Below are 21,293 nucleotides of genomic sequence, written 5' to 3' on the forward strand. Positions count from 1 at the left end.
CTGATTCATTCCAGAAGACCATTGATAAATAACATGCTTCAAAAAATACCTCTCGCTTGGCTACAAATGACGCGAGATAAAACGCGATTAGCCGTAGCTTTAGCTGGGATTGCTTTTGCTGATATTTTGATGTTTACCCAACTCGGTTTCCGAGATGCGCTTTATTACAGTAACGTCCAGTTACATAGTAGTTTAAATGGTGACATTGTTTTAATTAACCGCCAATCTAATGCGATTTTGTCGATGAAAAGCTTTTCGCAACGGCGGTTATATAAAGCTTTGGATTTACCAACAGTACAATCAGTACATCCCATATATTTAGATTATACTGCTTGGAAAAATCCAGTCACAGGGCGGTCACGTACCTTACTTGTGTTTGGCATTAACCCGGAAGTTAATTTATTTAATTTACCTGGAGTTCCCGAAAATCTCGACAAATTAAAGCTACCTGATGTCGTTTTATTTGACCGTTCTTCTAGGCAGGAGTATGGGCCGATCGCCTCTGATTTTGATCAAGGTAAAACTGTCACTGCCGAACTCAGAAGACGCAAAATTAAAGTAGTCGGATTGTTTACTTTAGGCACATCTTTTGGTGCGGATGGTAACTTAATTACCAGCGACGTTAACTTTTTGCGTATCTTTAATACCCGTCAGCAAGGCTTAATTGATATTGGAGTAATTAAAGTCAAGCCAGGAGCAGATATTCAGGCTGTGGCGAAAGATTTACGCCAATATTTACCCCAAGATGTAAATGTATTGACGAAAGAAGACTTTATCGAATTTGAACGTCATTATTGGGCAAGTAGTACAGCCATTGGCTTTATTTTCAGTTTAGGCACAATTATGGGTTTTATTGTCGGGACTGTAATTGTGTACCAAATTCTTTATACAGAAGTGTCAGACCATTTATCTGAATATGCGACTTTAAAAGCTATAGGTTATACGCAAAAATATTTGTTGACAGTGATTTTACAAGAAGCATTATTATTAGCTTGCTTGGGATATCTACCTGGATTATTTTTTACAATTTTAATGTATCAAAAAGCCAAAGAAGCTACACTTTTACCAATCTTCATGACCTTCGATAGAGCAGTTTCGGTATTAATATTAACCATGATTATGTGTTTTATATCTGGTGCGATCGCTGTACGTAAGTTACGTTCTGCTGACCCGGCTGATATTTTCTAAATCATTTTGATAAATATGTAGCAAGCAATCAGTTTTTATAATCAAAATGATATATATTTAATGCTTAAACTGTCACTATAACTGTAAGAAATTAGAATACAGAATCCAGAAGCCAAAGTTAATAAGAGTTTGATAACTAATACTATAAGACTATCAAAACTTTAATCTGGGAGACTCTTGATTGATTTATGATGCTGAATTCTGAATTCTGGCTCCTGAATTCTTACTCATAATTTGCAGACAGGCTCTAGAGTTCCGAGAAGCGATTGTCAACTTCTAAACCACAACTGAACATGAGACAAGAACCTGTAATTGCCATTAAAAATCTAAATCATTACTATGGCAAAGGCTCACTAAAAAGACAGATTTTATTTGACATTAACCTGGAAATTTATCCAGGAGAAATTGTGATTATGACAGGCCCTTCTGGCTCAGGTAAAACAACATTACTGAGTTTGATAGGCGGTTTAAGGTCTGTCCAAGAAGGTAATTTAAAATTTTTGGGTGTAGAATTATTCGGATCTAGCCAAACTCAACTAGTACAAATTCGGCGCAACATTGGCTATATTTTTCAGGCGCATAACTTACTAGGATTTTTAACTGCGCGGCAAAATGTTCAAATGGCAGTAGAACTAAATGATAAAGTCAGTCAAAATGATGCGATCGCCAAAGCAGAAACCATGCTAACTGCTGTTGGCTTAAAGAACCGAGTTAATTACTATCCTGATAACTTATCTGGGGGACAAAAACAAAGAGTTGCGATCGCTCGCGCCCTAGTGAACAATCCGCCACTAGTCTTAGCAGACGAACCTACCGCCGCCTTAGATAAACAATCAGGACGTGATGTTGTAGAAATTATGCAGCGTCTCGCCAAAGAACAAGGAACTTCCATTTTGTTAGTGACACACGACAACCGGATTTTAGACATAGCTGATCGGATTGTCGAAATGGAAGACGGTCTTTTAGCGCGGGACTCCCAAAGCGCCGTCATTAGTTACGATGCTGGAGCATGGAGCGAAAAACCTTGAAAAATTTAGAAGTCAGAATTCAGCACTCAGAAGCAATTTATGAGGGATTTACAGCGTTTCTCGGTTGAGTGCAGTACAGGTAGATAAGGAACAGAGGCGCTTAGGCTAGAAGCTAGAGGCTAGAGGCTAGGGAAATATACCTCATTGGATGAAAACCGCTATATGTCATCATGGTCAATAACTCAATTCACAAAGGTGGAGATGTTGAAAAACTCATCGAATCTACCGAAGCTAAATTGATTTATTTACCACCATATTCTCCTGCTTTTTTCTCCATTGAAAATTGTTGGTCACAGATTAAAAATATACTCTGTTCTCTCGATGCTAGGAGTTATCCTAATTTAGCCACAGCCATTGAAACTGCTTTTAGCCAAATCTCTTTAGATGATATTTACAACTGGTTCGCTCATTGTTGTTATTGTAGTTCACTAGACTAAGAAACGCTAAGTAAGTCGGTGGGAAAAAATAAAACTAAGTTAAGACAGGTAAACACAGCTAATATCTTCTTTCTTCCTGCTTCCTTCCTTGTCATAACGGTAATTTTTAACATTGAGCTACTTATATTATCCGTACTGAATGCTAAATACAAAAGATTTAACATAGTCTGGTTGTCCAGATAAAGTAGTCATTATTTTTCCTATTTTAACATCCCATAAATATTAACCGGAGATTTAGACGCGGTAGCGGCTTCCCGTAATCCTTCGGAGAACCCGAAGGGTAGGATACGTAGATAAACGCGGATGAATCTGTATTTTATACAAATAAAAATTGCTCTAGTTTGACTATCTGTAATAAACGTAACAGCAAAAACTTTACCTACCGTTATCGGTTTTTTTAGAATGTCTCCCGATGGTAGTTTTGATGATGTTTTGCTGTCTAAATCTCTACCTACTTTGAGTTTCTCGATTACCTGTTCTAGTTCTCTGAGGTAATTCATATTACACTTATCAATCCCCTCTGAGCTGAATCATTATATAAAAACTATTCATCAACCTTTTACACATCTAAGATTTTAATTTACTTTTTCTTCATACAAGTAGCAAAAATTCTAGTTAGATTATGTACGGAGAAAAACAGAGCAAAGACAAATTCTCCCCAACCAAGTGCATCCTCTTCATCTCCAGAAAATAAAAATAATAATTCCCTACAAATCTCCGAGGTAATTGCATGAAAGCGGTGATTTTGGCTGGTGGACTTGGTACACGCCTCAGTGAAGAAACCAGTATCAGACCAAAGCCAATGGTTGAAATTGGTGGTAAACCAATTCTTTGGCACATCATGAAAACTTATTCTGCCCACGGCATTAATGATTTTATTATTTGTTGTGGTTACAAAGGTTACGTGATCAAGGAGTATTTTGCTAATTACTTTCTGCACATGTCAGATGTAACTTTTGATATGCGTTTTAACCAAATGAATGTACATTCTGGTTATGCAGAACCTTGGCGTGTAACATTAGTCAACACTGGCGATAGTACCATGACTGGTGGACGCTTAAAAAGAGTTGCTGAACATGTAGGAAATGACACTTTCTGCTTTACTTATGGTGATGGTGTGAGTGATATAAATATCACCGAGCTAATTAAATTTCACAAACAACAAAAAACATTAGCGACACTCACAGCAGTACAACCAGCCGGACGTTTTGGCGCTATTTCTTTAGAACAAGAGCAAACAAAAATCACCAGCTTTCGTGAGAAACGCGACGGTGAAGGTGCTTGGGTAAATGGTGGTTATTTTATCCTAGAACCAGATGTTATCGATTTAATTGCGGATGACAGCACCGTTTGGGAGAAAGAACCATTAGAAAAGTTAGCTGACATGGAACAGTTATCTGCTTTTAAACATAATGGTTTTTGGCAGCCAATGGATACTTTACGCGATAAAAATCATCTCGAAGAACTATGGCAGAGTGGTAAAGCTCCTTGGCAAATATGGTAAGAAGTATGAAGTGTGAAGTGTCAAGTATGAAATTTCATCCTCAAGCTTCTACTTTCAGCTTTTTGACAAATGACAAATGACAAATGACAAATAACATGTACGATTTTGCGATTGTCGGCGGTGGCATAGTAGGCTTATCAACAGCGATGGCCTTGGGTAAACGCTATCCACAAGCACGCATTTTAGTATTAGAAAAAGAAAGCAACTGGGCATTTCACCAAACCGGCAATAATAGCGGGGTAATTCACTCTGGCATTTACTACAAACCAGGGAGTTTTAAAGCTAAATTTTGCCGTGATGGTAGTCGCTCGATGGTGGAATTCTGCCAAGAGTATGGAATTGACCATGAAATTTGCGGTAAAGTTATTGTTGCTACCGATGAACAAGAACTACCACGTTTAGAAAATCTCTATCAACGTGGTTTAGAAAATAACTTAAAAGTCCAGAAAATCAGCCCAGAAGAGGTAAAAGAAATTGAACCTCATGTGAGCTGTGTGGCTGGCATTCGGGTATTTTCAACTGGTATTGTTAATTACAAGCAAGTTTGTTTAAAATACGCCCAATTAATTGAAAATCAAGGTGGAGATTTACGCCTCAATACCAAAGTATTGAAAATCTCTGCGAGTGGGAAAAATCAAGTACTAGAAACTAATCAAGGCAACTTTGAAACGAAATTTATCATCAATTGTGCCGGATTGCATAGCGATCGCATTGCTAAGTTAGGTGGAGTCGAACCCAAAGCGAAAATCGTACCGTTCCGGGGCGAATATTACGAACTCATCCCAGAAAAACGGTATCTGGTAAAAACCCTAATTTACCCAGTACCTAACCCTGATTTTCCCTTCCTGGGCGTTCACTTTACCAAAATGATTGATGGTACAGTTCATGCTGGCCCCAACGCCGTTCTCAGCCTCAAGCGCGAAGGTTACAAAAAAACCGACTTTGACTTGAAGGATTTTGCAGAAGTCATGACTTACCCCGGTTTCTGGAAGCTTGCAGCTAAACATGCTGATGAAGGAATCCAAGAAATCATTCGTTCCTTTAGCAAAGCAGCATTTGTCAGAAGTTTGCAAAAACTGATTCCTGAAGTTCAAGCCGAAGATTTAGTTCCCACCCACGCGGGAGTCCGCGCCCAAGCTTTAATGGATGACGGCAAACTAGTAGATGACTTTTTGATCATTCCTGGTCAAAATTCCATTCATGTCTGCAATGCACCTTCACCCGCAGCCACATCTTCTTTAGAAATTGGCAAAGCGATCGCTTCTCAAGTTCCCCAACAATCCCATCTTGAAGCTGTAATTGTTGCATAAGTATTGGGAGTGGGGAGTGGCGTAAATATATTACAGTCCCGGAAAATGCGTCAAAGTCCCCCTTTTTAAGGGGGATTTAGGGGTATCTCAAATGTCTTACTAGCAAATAGAGGGCTTTTAAAACATTCTCTGACTCCTGAATTCTTACCTCAAAACTTTTAAAGGAATTTCCACAAATGAAAATATTAATAACCGGAACAGAAGGCTACCTAGGTTCTTTATTGCCTCCTCTGCTAATTGAACGTGGTCATGAAGTCATCGGTGTTGATACAGGCTTTTATAAAGTTGGTTGGCTATACAACGGTACAGAAATTACCGCTAAAACCCTCAACAAAGATATCCGCCACATCACCCCAGAAGATTTAGAAGGTGTAGAAGCAGTTGTTCACATGGCGGAACTATCCAACGACCCCACTGGACAACTAGCACCCAATATTACCTACGAAATCAATCATTTAGGTTCTGTACGCCTTGCTAACTTAGCAAAAACAATGGGTGTGCGACGCTTCGTCTATATGTCTTCGTGTAGTGTTTATGGTGTTGCTACCGAAGGCGATGTGACAGAAGAATCTCCTATCAATCCCCAAACTGCTTACGCAGAATGTAAAACCCTCGTTGAACGCGATGTTAGACCCCTGGCGGATGATGATTTTTCCCCAACATTCATGCGGAACGCCACAGCTTTTGGTGCTTCTCCTAGAATGCGGTTTGACATCGTATTAAACAACCTCGCAGGTTTAGCCTGGACAAGTAAAGAAATTAAAATGACCAGCGATGGTACACCTTGGCGGCCATTAGTCCACGCATTAGATATTTGTAAAGCCATTATCTGCGCCTTAGAAGCACCACGCGACCTTGTACACAATCAAATATTTAATGTTGGTGATACCAGTAATAACTATCGAGTCAAAGAAATTGCTGAAATTATTGCTGATGCTTTTCCCGGCTGTAAATTAAGCTTTGGTCAAAATGGCGCTGATAACCGCAGTTATCGCGTATCCTTCGAGAAAATTAACAGCATTCTCCCTGGCTTCAAATGTGATTGGAACGCCCATTTAGGCGCACAACAATTATTTAACTTATTCAGTCAAATTGATATGACTGAAGACACCTTCTTATTTAGAGGATTTACTCGCTTAAAGCAGCTAGAATATCTCATCCGCACCGAACAAATTGACAAAGATTTCTTCTGGACTAAAAAGTAAGTTCAAATATTAACAAAGTGATATACTCGACTTCTTAAAGAAGTCGGGTATATCAAAATTCAGTCAATTTTAATTAGAGTAAACATTATCCCGTGATATTAGCGAAAAATGAATAAATTACTCACCATTGCCATTCCTACATATAACCGGGCTGAATTACTGGATAAACAGTTATTATGGCTAGGAAAAGCAATTCAAGGTTTTGAATCTGAATGTGAAATTTTAGTTTCTGATAACTGTTCTACAGATCATACTCAGGTTGTAATTCAGAAATGGCAAGCAAAACTGAGTAATATCACCTTTAGGTCGAATAGAAATCCTGAAAACTTAGGCGTAATGCGGAATATTATGTATTGCCTAAGTTCTGCGACAACTAAATATGTTTGGACAATTGGAGATGATGATCCAATTCAAGATAGAGCTATTCCCTATGTGATTCACAAGCTCAAACAATATGAAGATTTAGGATTATTATTTCTCAATTTTTCTGGACGAAATAAAATTAACAATGAACCAGTTCATCCCCCGACAATTGTGGGTAATCGCTGGTTTGATGCTGATGCAGAAGATGGACAAGGAGATAGTAAAGCGATATTTGAGCATTGCTTTGCTAAAAGTGTTGGTGCAGTTATTTTTCTCACTGCTAGTATTTACCGCGCTGACTTAGTAAAACGTGCCTTACAAATTTGGCCGGATGCTGCAAGTAATTGGATATCTTTAGCATATTTAGCTGGCTATTGTGCTGGACACGGCAAAATCATTGTCACTAAAGAAACTTATTTAGAATGTATTGTGGGTGTGAGTTATTGGCAAAAAGAGCCAAAATCTGCCCTTTTAATGCAATACAAACACATTCCCGAAGTAATTTTGAAACTAGAAGAATGTGGTTATTCTAAGCAATTTTGCAGACGGATGCTGTTACAAAATGGCAAAGAAGTTAATTTAAAAGTTTTCTTAGGTGCTTTAAGAAGATGGCCTGTATCTGCCATTAAAGTAGCGGTTCCGTTTGTTGCTTTAGTCAGTCTTTCGATGTTTGATGTGATGGCGTTGAAAGACTTGAAACTTGCCGAAGCTAACGAACCAACGCCACAAGAAGTACGAGGTACTAATAACAGGCGATCGCAACCCAAATCCATGATTAAAACCAAGTAGTTATATATATGCTGAACACACTAAAAGGCAAAATGGCAACACTCAACTCAGAGTTAGCTTATAGAATGAGAATCTGGCAGCATACAGCCAAACTGCCAATACTAGAATCAGGCGATCGCTTGATTGTCGAAACTCTCAAACGAGAAGGTGCTTATGTAACTACACTCGCTGATTTAGGTTTACCATTCACTCAAGAAATGCTACAAGCTGCTAATCAACAATTAAGCAGAATGGCAGATATTAATAACGCGCATCTAAATGAGCGACTACCACAAATTTATACAGTCACAGATTTACCAGAATTTTATCAATGGGGAAGTAATAAAAGACTATTAAAGATAATTGAAAATTATTTAGGTTTACCAGTTGCTTTTCACGGTGTACATTTACGCAAAGACTTTCCCAATGAACATCAATTTGGCACATTATTGTGGCATAAAGATTCCGAAGACCGCAAAATAGTGAAGGTAATTATTTATCTCCATGATGTTGAGAAAAAGCACGGCCCTTTTGAGTATATTCCTTTATCTTTAACATCATATACCCACTTAAATTCCTATCGAATTGACCACAAGTTGCGTCAGTCTGGTTACTTAGGAATTAACGATGAACAAGTAGAAAAAATTATTCCCAAATCAGCTTGGCAATCTTGCACGGGGAAAGCAGGTACAGTTTTGATTGCAGATCCCAGAACTGCTTTACATCACGGTACTATCCGCACCGAAGCAAGGTCAGCACTATTTTTTGTTTATACAACTAACCCACCCAAACGACCAGAACTTTGTACTCAATATTGGGATGACACTTTTCCCAAGCCAGAGATGCTGCAAGAAATTGCTTAGTGCTACATAGTATCACTCCAGGAATTGAGGAAATAAATTTCCAACTGTTGACTGACAATTTTCGACATCATAAGCTCATGTTAAAAAAAATTAAATACAAAATATTTTCTCTATACTCCGACTTAGTTTTTAACCTCAAACGTTGGCGACATACTAAAAATTTACCAGCATTAGAATCACGCGATCGCATAATCGTCGAAACTCTCAAACGAGACGGTGTTTATGTAACAACTTTGGCAGATTTGGGTTTAGATTTTAGTGCTGAACTACTCCAAGCTGCTAATTATCAATTGTCTCGGATACGAAATCCCAACAATGAACATTTAGCCGAAAAATGGCCGCACATTACCACAGTAACGGCTTTACCAGAATTTTCTCAATGGGCAACGCAAAAAAGATTGCTAAATATAATTGAAAATTATATTGGCATACCTATCACTTTTCATGGTGTACATTTACGTCAAGATTTCCCTAGCGATCATCAATTCGGCACTTTACTATGGCATAGTGATGCTGAAGACCGCCGCTTGATTAAAATCTTTGTTTGTCTGCATGATGTAGAAGAAAAAACCGGGCCTTTTCAATACATTCCCCGTTCTTTAACTCCTCTATTTAGTCTGAAATATTGGCGACTTTATTATCATCTTTTCAAGTCAAGCTATATGGGGATTGATAATGAAATTGTCAAAACAATCATACCTCAATCAGCTTGGAAATCTTGTCCAGGGCCAGCAGGTACAGTCATTTTTGTAGATACCAAAAATACTTTACATCATGGCACTGTACGCAGCGAAACACGCTCAACTCTGTTCTTTTGCTACACAGCTAATCCTCCCGAAAGACCAGACCTGTGTACACAATTTTGGAATGATACTCATCCCAGGGCTGAAGTGACTGTATCTGAAGTTGAAAAAACTTTAGTTTAACAAAGTAAGTAAGAATTCAGAACTCATAAGTCAGAAGTAATACCCTGAAATTGTCGAAGGATGAGAATTTAAAATCTATCCAGGATAATTGATGCTTAAATTTATGAATTTTTCCTGATTTTTTAAGTATTTTTAGTACTGATTTATAGCTCCTAAGTTCTGAAAAATTTAAACATTAATATTGAGGTAATTCATGATTTTTACAGCTACAAGTCTTCAAGATGCTTACATTATTGACTTAGAAGAAAGAAACGATCATCGCGGTTTTTTTGCCAGATATTTTTGCGCTCAAGAATTTGAAGCCCACGGTTTAAAACCAGTAGTTGCTCAATGTAATTTATCTTATAACTATAAAAAAGGTACTCTACGGGGAATGCACTATCAACTCCACCCCGCAGCCGAAACAAAATTAGTGCGCTGTACTAAAGGGGCAATTTACGACGTAATTATTGATATGCGTCCTAATTCACCAACATTTTTACAGCATATTGGTGTGGAATTAACCGCCGAAAACCATCGGGCTTTATACGTTCCTGAAATGTTTGCTCATGGTTATCAAGCACTGACAGATGACGCAGAAGTTATCTATCAAGTTGGTGAGTTTTATACACCAGGATATGAGCGTGGCTTACGCTATAATGACCCATTTTTCAATATTGAATGGCCTGTAGAAGTTACAGAAATTTCTGAGAAAGATTTGAATTGGCCATTGTTGAGTATGATGCGTGTCGGAGAAGCTGAAGCTGTTTCAGCAAGTGTATAAGTAAGTCGGTGCAAATCAAACTAACTAGTTAAGGTTGTCATTGGTCATTTGTCATTAGTAAAGTAATGAGACATATTTATGCTGATGATTGAGTTAATAGTTGATATTAACTGCCGATAATTTAGCGATATTCAAAGAGGAATTTCATGATTATTATTGATAATGCTTTAAAAGCTCGTGCTGCTGCTGGGAATCCCATCAAAGTGGGAATGATTGGTGCTGGCTTTATGGGGCGAGGAATTGCTAATCAAATTATTAATTCTGTTCCGGGAATGGAGTTAGTTGCTATTTTCAACCGCAGTATTGATGGAGCCAAAAGAGCTTATACAGAAGCTGGGATTGCAGATGTGCAAGTTGTGAACACTGCGAGCGATTTAGAAGATGCGATCGCCAGTGGCAAATATGCAATCACCGACGATGCTAAAATCATCTGTCAAGCCGAAAGCATTGAAGCAATTATTGAAGTGACTGGCGCAGTCGAATTTGGCGCTCATATCGTTATGGAAGCGATCGCCCATCGCAAGCATGTCATTATGATGAACGCTGAACTTGATGGTACTGTCGGCCCCATCCTGAAAGTTTACGCTGACAAAGCAGGCGTTATCCTCAGTGCTTGCGATGGCGACCAGCCAGGGGTAGAAATGAATTTGTACCGCTTTGTTCAAAGCATTGGTTTAACACCATTACTGTGCGGTAACATCAAAGGCTTGCAAGACCCCTATCGCAACCCCACCACCCAAGAAGGCTTTGCTAAACGTTGGGGACAAAAAGCCCACATGGTAACAAGCTTTGCTGATGGGAGCAAAATTTCTTTTGAGCAGGCGATCGTGGCTAATGCAACCGGGATGCAAGTCGCCAAACGGGGAATGCTGGGCTATGACTTCACAGGTCATGTTGATGAAATGACCAATATGTACGACATTGATCAACTCAAAGAACTCGGCGGTATCGTCGATTATGTAGTTGGTGCTAAACCCGGCCCCGGTGTATTTGTCTTCGCTACCCACGACGACCCCAAACAACGCCATTACCTCAACCTCTACAAATTAGGTGAAGGGCCTCTCTATAGCTTCTATACTCCTTATCACCTTTGTCATTTTGAAGTTCCCTTATCAGTGGCTCGTGCTGTCTTATTCCACGATGCAGTCATGGCTCCAATTGGTAAACCAATGGTCGATGTAGTCACAACGGCCAAAATCGATTTGAAAGCTGGCGAAACTCTCGATGGTATTGGTTACTATATGACCTACGGCCAATGTGAAAATTCACCCATTGTTCAAGCACAAAAACTCTTACCAATGGGTCTAGCTGAAGGCTGTCGCTTAAAACGAGATATTCCCCGCGATCAAGTGCTGACTTATGACGATGTAGAGCTACCCGAAGGTAGACTTTGTGACCAATTACGCGCAGAACAAAATGCTTATTTTGCTTCTGAAAAAGTTCTCGTAGCTATTGGGTAATCCCATTTTGGATTTTAGATTGTAGAAGTGAGTAGAGACGTTGTATACAACGTCTCTACAATAAATCTATTTCTCACAATCATTATTCAATTTGGTGTAAGATTTGGCTTTATCTAATTCTGACTCCTGAGTTTTGACATTTAATTTAATCATTCGTGAACAACCAGATCCCCGACTTCTTTAAGAAGTCGGGGATCTGAGTCTAGCAATTTTTACAATTTTGTTTTTATTCTATATCTAAAGAAATATTTTTACTGAATAATGAATTTTGATCAGAAGTAACTATTATAAATAATCTAAGCAACTAAAAAAATCAGATAAATATTGCCAAAAAGTATTCTAGTAAACCAATAAATTAGTTATGAAATTTTATAGTGCTAAACACTAAAGTTTTAGCAGTAATTGGCTAAATTACTTGTCTCGTCAAAATTGGTAGCAGGTTGAATAAAATTTATGAAAATTGCTCTTGTCCATGATTATTTAACACAGCGTGGAGGGGCAGAGCGCGTATTTGAATTATTATGTAGGCGCTACCCCACAGCCGATGTTTTTACTTCTTTGTATGACCCACAAAAAACTATTGATTTAGGTGAGCGGATAGTCAATACAACTTTTTTACAAAAAATTCCGGGTGCAGCCAAATATTTTAGAATGATGGCACCATTTTACTTTCCAGCTTTTCGAGCTTTGGATTTGCAAGACTACGATTTAATTATTAGCAGTAGCACAAGTTTTGCCAAAGCTGTACGCAAAAGACCTGATGCTCATCATGTGTGTTTTTGTCATAATGTCACTCGTTTTTTGTGGGATACAGAAACATATTTACGCGAGTATGGAGATTATCGATATTTCGCACCGTTAATTGAAAGAATTTTCCAACTGATGCGGCAAGTAGACCTGAAATATGCTCAGGAACCAGACTTGTATATTGCTAATTCCAGCGTTGTTGCCAAAAGAATTCAACAGATTTACAGTAAACCAGCAATTGTAGTTAACTATCCAATTGATACCAGTAAATTTGTTTATTCTGATACCAAAGAAGATTATTATTTAGCATCTGCACGGATGATCAGTTATAAGCGGCTAGATATAATCGTCGAAGCTTTTAATTGGTTGGGGTGGCGATTATTAATCTCAGGTGACGGCCCAGAACAAGCACGCCTCAAAGCCAAGGCATTAAATAATATTGAATTTTTAGGTCATGTTAGCGATCGCCAACGTAAAGATTTGTTTGCAAAAGCCAAATCAGTGATTGTTGCAGCCTTAGAAGATTATGGATTAGTTCCTGTAGAAGCTAATGCTAGTGGTACACCAGTTATTGCTTATGGCGCTGGTGGTGTTTTAGATACCCAAATTCACGGCGAAACTGGAGTCTTTTTTAAACGACAATCACCAGACTCTCTACAAGCTGCATTACTAGAGTCCGGACGCATCACTTGGAATTATGAAAATATTCGTAATCATGCAGTGAACAATTTTTCAGAACCAGTATTTTTTAGGAAGGTTGAGCAACTTATTGATCAAACTTGTATAACTCATTAATTATTCATCTGGCTTGTTAGTTGTTCGTGTAGCGTCTCGCAGAGAAGGATAATAAAAGTGGTTCAAACTAGTCTTAATCCCAGTGTAAATATAGTTACTGATACAGAGCCGGGTTATGGACAAATATTAGCAGTTTTTATTCGCAGGTTTCCTTGGTTTGTCGCAGTATTCGTAGCTTCAATTGCGATGGCAGCAATTATTACTGCTAAAACTAAACCTACTTACAAAAGCTCAATGCAACTGTTAGTAGAACCTAACTATCAAGGTAAACAAGAAGCAGGTGGAGTCGAAAATCAGTTTACTGAATCAAATGTAGAGATAGACACAGGGACTCAGCTAAATCTCATGCAGAGTTCAGGGCTGATTCAAAAGGCAGTGGATAAACTGCGTAAAGAATACCCAGACATAACTGTAGGTGAGATTAAAGGCGCTTTAGCTTTAAATCAACTCAAAACCAAAGAAGATAATATCGCCACCAAAATTTTCCAAGTAGACTACACCGACAGAGACCCCATCAAAACCCAAAAAGTTTTAACTGCTGTTCGGGAAGTTTATGTGGAATACAACAAACAACAACAAGATTCTCGGCTGCAAAAAGGTCTACAAGTTATCCGGGAACAGTTGAGTAAGGCCAGTGAAGAAGTCAATGCGGCTGAGTCTAACCTCCAAAGATTTCGTCGTAACCAAAATTTAATCGACCCGGTGGCTCAAGCCAAAGCCTTGGAAGATGCACTGAATAATGTTGAGCAAGAACGTCGTACAACTCGCGCTCAATATCAAGAGGCGATAGCACGACAGAAATCTTTAGAAGAACAATTGAACCGTTCTCCTCAAAATGCCCTCGTTGCTTCCCGGTTGAGCCAATCTACACGTTACCAAGGCTTACTCAACGAAATTCAAAAAACAGAATTAGCTTTAGCTCAAGAACGTTTGCGCTTCACTGATGAAACTCCCAATGTGCAGAAGCTACAAGAGCAGTTAGGTAGTCAAAAAGCATTATTAGAACAAGAAGTAGGTAGAACTTTAGGCGGAAGATCATCTGGTGTAGTTGGTTCTAGAGACTCGTTGTTAGAACAAGGACAGTTTGGCCAAATTGATTTGAACTTGGCGAGTGAACTAGTTGAAACTCAAACAACAATAGTTGCATTGAGCGCCCGTGACCAAACTTTGGCACAAAAAGAAACTCAATTACGTTTTGAAATCAAACGCTTCCCGCCTTTGTTGGCTTATTACAATCGCATCCAACCACAGTTGCAATTTAGCCGTGAAAGATTTGAGCAGTTGTTAAGAGCCGAACAACAACTGCGCCAAGAATTAGCCAAAGGTGGATTTAATTGGGAAGTCGTAGAAGAACCCCATGTTGGTGTGCAGTTAGGCCCCAACTTGCAACAAAACCTTTTATTAGGTGCTGTGGTGGGGTTAATGTTGGGTGGAATTGCCACTTTCTTACGTGAGGCTTCTGATGATGCGGTACATACAACGGCTGAGTTAGAAAAGCAAGTTGCTTTACCTTTGTTGGGAACAACACCAAAATTACCACCCGCCAAAGCCAGAGATTCAATTATTAAGTTACCTTTTGGGAAGCCGGAAACCCCTGCACCTTGGACAATTCAGGTGTTACAGTCGCCTCCACGTTGGGAATCTCTGGACTTAATTTACAAAAACATTGAACTGCTCAATACTGTATCTACTTTGAAGTCTTTGATGATTACTTCGGCTTTACCTGATGAAGCTAAATCAGGTATGGCTTTGGGTTTGGCGATGAGTGCGGCTCGCTTACACAAACGGGTGTTGTTGATTGATGCAAACTTACGCAATCCCAGTCTGCACGAACAGCTAAATCTACCTAATGAGCAAGGACTTTCGACTTTACTGGGTAGCGAGATTACTTTACCGAATCAGATTGGCATTCAGTCTTTAGGTTCAGCTTATATTGATATTTTGACGGCTGGGCCGAAACCGACTGATCCCGCCCATTTGTTGAGTTCTCCGCGCATGATGCAATTGATGAGAACCTTTGAAGAAAATTATGATTTGGTACTGATAGACGCGCCGCCTGTATTGGGTTTGGTAGATGCAATGTTAACAGCGTCGTCCTGTCGGAGTGTGGTGTTAGTGGCTAGTATGGGTGTGGTGACTCGTAATCAACTTGCTCAAGCTACAGGAATGTTGAGCAAGTTAAATCTAATTGGGGTGGTGGCTAATGGCGTTTCTAGCTCAGATAGCAGTTTTGTCCATTATCCCAAGGAATACCGTTTGGCTTTGAAACAAGCGGTAGAAAAATAGTACAACTTAGAAGTTTATAGATATGTGCGATCGCTCTTGGGGAGGATGCGATCGCACATATTTTTTGTGTCCTAGAAAAAATAGATCCCCAATTTATTCAAGAAGTCGAGTATCTGAATTTTTTATTTTTAATGTCTTAATTAAACATTTTTGTTGTCAAAATTAAATCCAATTTACTAAGTAAAACATCAGTATATTTATCTCAGCTTTATAATTATGATGATTAAGTCTAATGATTTTAAAGACTAAATAAAGAATTTACTTCCGCATATAGTCAATTCTACAGACTCTTATATCCTAGAGATTAAAGCCCCTTCCAAGCAGCTAAAAGACAATAGTGGACTAGTTTTTCTCGACTGAGAAAATCAACAACTAAGGTAGATAAAGTTCAACATAGTTCTCATCCATAACGTAAAAGAATATTGGATGATTTGCCTCTACATCTATCCAATATTTCTTTTACTCACAAAATACCAAGTTTACCTGCAAGCTTTCCTAAATATTGATTGCTATCTACCTAATTATTATCTTTGTATTTTCTCTATCTTCAGAGCAGTAAAATTCTGCAAAATTGAGCTTTGAAGGAATATTTTTGTCATCAGTCATCTACTAATTTTGAGAGCAAGACAAGATTCAGATCAAAGTCTTTGGCATGAATCGCCTTCGAGATCAGCAACTTACTATCGTACTAATCCAAAGACACATGACTAGCTCATTAGTTCGTACTCCACAGACTTTTGATAGTGTAACTCCACAACCTACAACTGAACTTACCCCATACTGCACACTACAATGGCGGCGGGATAAATTGTTAGTGAAATCTCCCGGTAAATTTAAACAGCCATATTTGCCAGCTTTAGAAAACCAGGAATTATTAATCGATTGCTTAAAACATTCGCCTGTAAATTTGGTGAGCGTAGATCCTACAATTGGTGAGACTTGGGTAAAGTTTTGGGCAGATGCTTGTAAAAAATCCCATAAGCCCATATTTATTTACGGATCTTCAGAAAATTTACTGTTTAAACAAAATAGTAAACCTTGGGGATGGTTTCTACGACTGATTGATTGGATAGCAGCTTTATTTCTGCTGCTATTACTAAGTCCAGCCATCCTGGGATTAGTGCTGTTGTTGCAAATTACTTCACCTGACTCTCTATTTTCTACTGAGTGGTATGTAGGAGAACGAGGTAGACTTTTCCAAGCTATTAAGTTCTCCACTACAAGCAAACCTAAGCTTACACCCTTAATTCGTTGGATACGTAAATCTGGTCTTGAAAACTTACCACAGTTATTCAATGTACTGCGGGGTGATATGGGTTTGATTGGGTCTCGTTATTTGACTTTATCAACAGCAATAAGATTAAGTTCAGAAGCGCAAATTTCCCTGAATCAATTACCTGTGATTACAAAATCTTGGTCAGTCCAGGCAGAATCAAACTTAATAATTCATAATTCATAATTATTAACTGCCGTCTTCTCTATCTAGCTAACAACCTCTACAAACAATGCGGTAATTGATCACATCATTTGCCGCATTTAGGCTAAAGCTAAATCTTATAGAGCATCTGTAGCCATCTGTAGGAATTAGAAACCATTTATTCGCAAACTCATGCTTGTTAAACTAACCAAACAATTAAATAATTTATTTAAAGCTACTACATTTTGGCAAAATAACTATTTAATATTGCGAGAATTTAAACATTTCCGCAAGGTTGCTATATTTGCTTTAGTATTTTCCTTTTTAGCGGCAACATTTGAAGGTTTTAGTATTGGTTTTTTGCTTTCATTTTTGCAAAATTTAACTGACCCCAATGCGAAACCAATTCAAACTGGTGTCGAATGGTTTGATACTTGGATTTTAGCTGCTAATAGTTCGGCAATTAATCGGTTATATCGGATATCTTTACTGATTTTACTCAGTACTTGGTTTCGGGCTGGTTTTAATTATTTAGCGCAAGTCTATACAGAAAGTACTCAGCTATATTTAGCCGATCGCCTGCGGAAACAGATTTTTGAACAGTTACAAAGTTTGCCCCTCAGTTACTTCGCAAAAACTCGCTCTGGGGAACTGATCAATACAATTACAACAGAAATTGAGCGCATCAAACAGTGGTTTAGTGGTGCAGCATTTTTAATGACCAGAACTATCACCGCTACCGTCTATTTTATATCGATGTTTTTGTTATCATGGCAGTTATCGATTGCATCTTTATTACTATTTACTTTGGCTGGTGTCGGGTTATCAACTCTTAATGCGCGTGCGAGGGAAAGTAGTTTTAGTACTTCTATTGCTAACGGTCATTTTACTTCCACCGCTATAGAATTTATTAATGGGATTCGTACAGTTCAGGCATTTGGGACGCAAAATTTTGAACGTCAGCGTTTTTATCAGGCTAGTGATAATGTACTCAAGAGTTCCAAAAAAGTTATCTTAATTTGGGCGCTGGTGAGACCATTAGCAGAAAGTATCGCTAGTACAATTCTCATCGGAATGATTATTTTTGCCTTTACAGTATTTGTGGTTAATGGCACACTGCAAGTTGCGTCTTTATTAACATTTTTCTTTGTGTTGTTTCGAGTAGTGCCGATTGTGCAAGATATTAATGGTACGAGAGCGCATTTGAGTACTTTAGCAGGTGCAGCCGACAATATTAAAGATTTAGTGAGGACTGATGATAAAACCTATGTACACAATGGCAAACTGCAATTTCTTGGGTTAAAACATTCAATTGATGTTGTTTCTGTAGATTTTGGTTATGACCCCAATCATTTAGTATTAAATAATGTCACCCTCAGTATTGAAAAAGGCAAAACCACAGCCTTAGTAGGAGCCACTGGTGCAGGTAAAAGTACATTAATTGATTTAATTCCGAGATTTTACGACCCCACAGAAGGTCATGTGATGATTGATGGAGTTGATATTCAAAGATTTGATATCAATTCACTGCGAAATAAAATTGCCGTCGTCAGTCAAGATACATTCATTTTCAATACTTCTGTTTGGCAAAATATTGCTTATGGCACAACAGGCGCTACAGCCGCAGATATTCGAGAAGCTGCACGGTTAGCCAACGCTGTAGAATTTATTGAAGAAATGCCAGAAGGCTTTGACACCAAATTAGGAGATAGAGGCGTAAGATTATCTGGAGGACAACGCCAACGAATTGCGATCGCGCGGGCTTTGTTACGTGACCCAGAAATTTTGATATTAGATGAAGCTACCAGCGCACTCGATTCTGTCACTGAACGCTTGATTCAAGAATCCATCGAAAAACTATCTGTAGGTCGGACAGTAATTGCGATCGCTCATCGTCTTTCTACTATCGCCAACGCCGATAAAGTTGTTGTTTTAGAACAAGGACGCATCGTCGAACAAGGCAAATATCAAGAACTCCTAGAGCTAAAAGGTAAGCTTTGGGAATATCACAAAACTCAGTACGAAATGGGACAAGCAGGGTAAAAAGTGTGAAGTATGAAGTATGAAATTTCATACTTCATACTTCACTATTCTCGCTCTGATTTTTCAACGAGAAATTTTATCTGCGTGCATCCGCGTTTATCTGCGGTTAATTATTTTTCTCATATTTTCGAGGTAAATTAAATGGTAAACATTGGCTATCATACCGCCAGATTCCAAGGGCAAATTACTAGTAATATATATCGGAAACTAGTTGACAAAATTAGCGGTTTACCTATTAAGCAATCTCGCAGAGTTAATACCAACGTCTATGCTTTTTCTTGTGAACGAGATTTGCCTGTACAAGTAGCGAGTATTCGTTCATTTATTCGTCATGTAGGCATCCCTGATAAATTTATTGTCATTTCCGATGGTAGTTATACAGTTCACTCCCGGAAAATATTATGCCAAATCAATAGTTGTGTAGAAGTTATTGATTGGAAAGACTTGGCTAATCAAAATATCCCTGGATATATCTTTGATTATGCCCTCAATCATCCACACCGACCAACAATGGCAATGTGGCGTAGACTGGCTGTATTTATGTCGCTGTCGATTGACAAACCAACTATTTGTACAGATGCCGATATTTTATTCTTTCCTGGTGCGACAGATTTAATCGATTTATGCGAGAGGGAAGATAAATATGCTTGGTATTTACCAGATTGCAAACCTTCTTTAGATGAACGAATTTTATTAGATGAAAATGATAAACTAAACCCAGTTAATGCAGGTTTTTTTATTCTCAAAACCCAACTCGATTGGCTCAAGCCACTAGAGCGAGTAGCTAAGTTTGTCGATTCACCTATTTTTTATACAGACCAAACCATAGTGCATTTAGCTATGCACAATGCCCATGCTAAAGCACTAGCTGAAGATAAATATATTATCAACGTTGACGACCAATTTATTTATCCTGACCGTTACGCTGCTAAACATATTGCTTTAAGACATTACGTTAATGATGTCAGACACAAATTTTGGTTTAATGTCGGTCTGTAAAATGAGCAAAAATGTAACCAATACAGAGATGATTTACCACTGCACTAACACTAACATTAACGGAGGAGGAGGTATTGAAACTTATGTCGCTTCTTTAGCACTTTCACAACTCTCGGAATCTTGTAATGTCTCAAAACAAGAGACTGTGCATCAACGTGTTCTCAAGTCTATTAAAACAGAGAATCAAAAGCAATTTAAGTTACTGCACATTCACGACCCAGAATTTTTAGCGGATTTACGCGAAGAATGTCCGGCAATTTTTACCCTGCATAATCATTGTAGTTACTGTCCGAGTGGGACGAAATATTTAGCAGACCGAGGCAAAATTTGCGATCGCGTCATGAATCCCCTTGGTTGTGCTTGGGGTCATGTAATTGATGGTTGTGGTAGTCGGCGACCACACAAAATTTTGGGGAATTGGTGGAATGCTTACAATCCCCTAACTAACCTGAAAAGACTCAAAATTCCTGTAATTGCTAATAGTGAATATGTGCGTCAGCAAATCATTAGTGCTGGGATATCTCCAGAACGTGTGATCACCCTACGTTGCGGTGTGCAGTTACCCAAGGTTGTGACAGAACCTCTGAGTCGGACAATTTATCAAAATCAGCGCATTTTGTTTGTTGGTCGGATAGTTCCCGATAAAGGTTTAGAGTGGTTACTCAAAGCCTTAACCAAAACTGAAAAACATATCCATTTAGATATTGCTGGTGATGGTTGGGATAAGGCAAATATGGAAAAATTAGCCGATGAATTGGGATTAGGCGATCGCATTACTTGGCATGGTTGGTGTAATTCTGAACAATTAGAAACTTTATATCAACAGTGTTTGGCGGTGATTTTTCCTAGTCTTTGGCCGGAACCTGCGGGTTTAGTCACCTTAGAAGCTTATGGGCGTTATCGACCTGTAATTGCTAGTGCTGTCGGGGGAATACCTGAACACATACAAGATGGCAAAACCGGGGTTTTAGTTTCGCCTAACAATGTTGCACAATTAGCGGCAGCAATTAATGAATTAGCAACAAATTATGCTAAAGCAAGAACAATGGGTGAAAAAGGCCAAGCTTGGTATCAAGAAGAATTTACGATTGATGTTCATGTTCAGCGTTTAAATCAAATTTATGCCCAAACTATCGCTGAATTTCATACCACGATGAAAGGATAAAGTGTGAAATTAAATTATCATCAATG

At 38.5% G+C, this 21,293-nt stretch carries 18 protein-coding genes; 17 read left to right on the top strand and 1 reads right to left on the bottom strand.

Features of this window, described 5'->3' with window-relative positions; genetic code table 11:
• Positions 1 to 33: 33 nt before the first annotated feature.
• The 3 genes from devC to H6G74_RS07200 all read left to right on the top strand — a co-directional run bounded on the left by devC (position 34) and on the right by H6G74_RS07200 (position 2,653).
• Positions 34 to 1,188 (top strand): ABC transporter permease DevC, encoded by a 1,155-nt coding sequence (gene devC, locus H6G74_RS07190; RefSeq protein ID WP_190967024.1) that lies wholly within the window; start codon positions 34 to 36, stop codon positions 1,186 to 1,188.
• A 293-nt stretch (positions 1,189 to 1,481) separates the two neighbouring features.
• Positions 1,482 to 2,216, top strand: coding sequence for a DevA family ABC transporter ATP-binding protein (locus H6G74_RS07195; RefSeq protein ID WP_190967025.1), 735 nt, complete (start codon positions 1,482 to 1,484; stop codon positions 2,214 to 2,216).
• Between the two features lie 170 nt (positions 2,217 to 2,386).
• Complete coding sequence (locus H6G74_RS07200; RefSeq protein ID WP_242051172.1) at positions 2,387 to 2,653, top strand: transposase; 267 nt, start codon at positions 2,387 to 2,389, stop codon at positions 2,651 to 2,653.
• A 200-nt stretch (positions 2,654 to 2,853) separates the two neighbouring features.
• On the opposite strand, the gene H6G74_RS07205 is transcribed toward H6G74_RS07200, so the two are convergent.
• Complete coding sequence (locus H6G74_RS07205) at positions 2,854 to 3,153, bottom strand: hypothetical protein (protein ID WP_190967069.1); 300 nt, start codon at positions 3,151 to 3,153, stop codon at positions 2,854 to 2,856.
• A gap of 230 nt (positions 3,154 to 3,383) precedes the next feature.
• Between H6G74_RS07205 and rfbF the strand changes: the two genes are divergently transcribed.
• From rfbF to H6G74_RS07275, 14 genes are all read left to right on the top strand, one after another.
• Positions 3,384 to 4,157: a glucose-1-phosphate cytidylyltransferase gene (gene rfbF, locus H6G74_RS07210; protein WP_190967026.1), complete on the top strand. Its 774-nt coding sequence runs from the start codon at positions 3,384 to 3,386 to the stop codon at positions 4,155 to 4,157.
• 95 nt (positions 4,158 to 4,252) lie between these two features.
• Complete coding sequence (lhgO, locus tag H6G74_RS07215; protein WP_190967068.1) at positions 4,253 to 5,467, top strand: L-2-hydroxyglutarate oxidase; 1,215 nt, start codon at positions 4,253 to 4,255, stop codon at positions 5,465 to 5,467.
• Between the two features lie 176 nt (positions 5,468 to 5,643).
• Positions 5,644 to 6,672, top strand: a complete 1,029-nt coding sequence (locus tag H6G74_RS07220) for an SDR family oxidoreductase (protein ID WP_190967027.1) — start codon at positions 5,644 to 5,646, stop codon at positions 6,670 to 6,672.
• A gap of 108 nt (positions 6,673 to 6,780) precedes the next feature.
• On the top strand, positions 6,781 to 7,824 hold the full coding sequence (locus tag H6G74_RS07225; protein ID WP_190967028.1) for a glycosyltransferase family 2 protein: 1,044 nt from the start codon (positions 6,781 to 6,783) through the stop codon (positions 7,822 to 7,824).
• An 8-nt stretch (positions 7,825 to 7,832) separates the two neighbouring features.
• Positions 7,833 to 8,666: a phytanoyl-CoA dioxygenase family protein gene (locus H6G74_RS07230; protein ID WP_190967029.1), complete on the top strand. Its 834-nt coding sequence runs from the start codon at positions 7,833 to 7,835 to the stop codon at positions 8,664 to 8,666.
• 77 nt (positions 8,667 to 8,743) lie between these two features.
• Entirely contained in the window at positions 8,744 to 9,592 is an 849-nt protein-coding gene (locus H6G74_RS07235; RefSeq protein ID WP_190967030.1) for a phytanoyl-CoA dioxygenase family protein, read from the top strand.
• Between the two features lie 193 nt (positions 9,593 to 9,785).
• Complete coding sequence (rfbC, locus tag H6G74_RS07240; RefSeq protein WP_190967031.1) at positions 9,786 to 10,355, top strand: dTDP-4-dehydrorhamnose 3,5-epimerase; 570 nt, start codon at positions 9,786 to 9,788, stop codon at positions 10,353 to 10,355.
• A gap of 146 nt (positions 10,356 to 10,501) precedes the next feature.
• Complete coding sequence (locus H6G74_RS07245) at positions 10,502 to 11,815, top strand: NAD(P)H-dependent oxidoreductase (protein ID WP_190967032.1); 1,314 nt, start codon at positions 10,502 to 10,504, stop codon at positions 11,813 to 11,815.
• A gap of 453 nt (positions 11,816 to 12,268) precedes the next feature.
• Positions 12,269 to 13,357, top strand: coding sequence for a glycosyltransferase (locus H6G74_RS07250; protein WP_190967033.1), 1,089 nt, complete (start codon positions 12,269 to 12,271; stop codon positions 13,355 to 13,357).
• A 57-nt stretch (positions 13,358 to 13,414) separates the two neighbouring features.
• On the top strand, positions 13,415 to 15,643 hold the full coding sequence (locus H6G74_RS07255) for a GumC family protein (protein ID WP_190967034.1): 2,229 nt from the start codon (positions 13,415 to 13,417) through the stop codon (positions 15,641 to 15,643).
• Between the two features lie 703 nt (positions 15,644 to 16,346).
• Complete coding sequence (hepC, locus tag H6G74_RS07260; RefSeq protein ID WP_190967035.1) at positions 16,347 to 17,102, top strand: heterocyst development glycosyltransferase HepC; 756 nt, start codon at positions 16,347 to 16,349, stop codon at positions 17,100 to 17,102.
• A gap of 150 nt (positions 17,103 to 17,252) precedes the next feature.
• The gene (gene hepA / locus H6G74_RS07265) at positions 17,253 to 19,103 is read left to right on the top strand and encodes a heterocyst formation ABC transporter subunit HepA (RefSeq protein ID WP_190967036.1); all 1,851 of its coding nucleotides are present in this window, start codon (positions 17,253 to 17,255) and stop codon (positions 19,101 to 19,103) included.
• A 141-nt stretch (positions 19,104 to 19,244) separates the two neighbouring features.
• Positions 19,245 to 20,102 carry a hypothetical protein gene (locus tag H6G74_RS07270; RefSeq protein WP_190967037.1) on the top strand — a complete coding sequence of 286 codons (858 nt, stop codon included), beginning with the start codon at positions 19,245 to 19,247 and terminating at the stop codon, positions 20,100 to 20,102.
• 1 nt (position 20,103) lies between these two features.
• Entirely contained in the window at positions 20,104 to 21,267 is a 1,164-nt protein-coding gene (locus tag H6G74_RS07275; RefSeq protein WP_190967038.1) for a glycosyltransferase family 4 protein, read from the top strand.
• Positions 21,268 to 21,293 lie beyond the last annotated feature (26 nt).

It is taken from the genome of Nostoc spongiaeforme FACHB-130 (genome assembly GCF_014698475.1).
GTDB lineage: Bacteria > Cyanobacteriota > Cyanobacteriia > Cyanobacteriales > Nostocaceae > Nostoc_B > Nostoc_B spongiaeforme.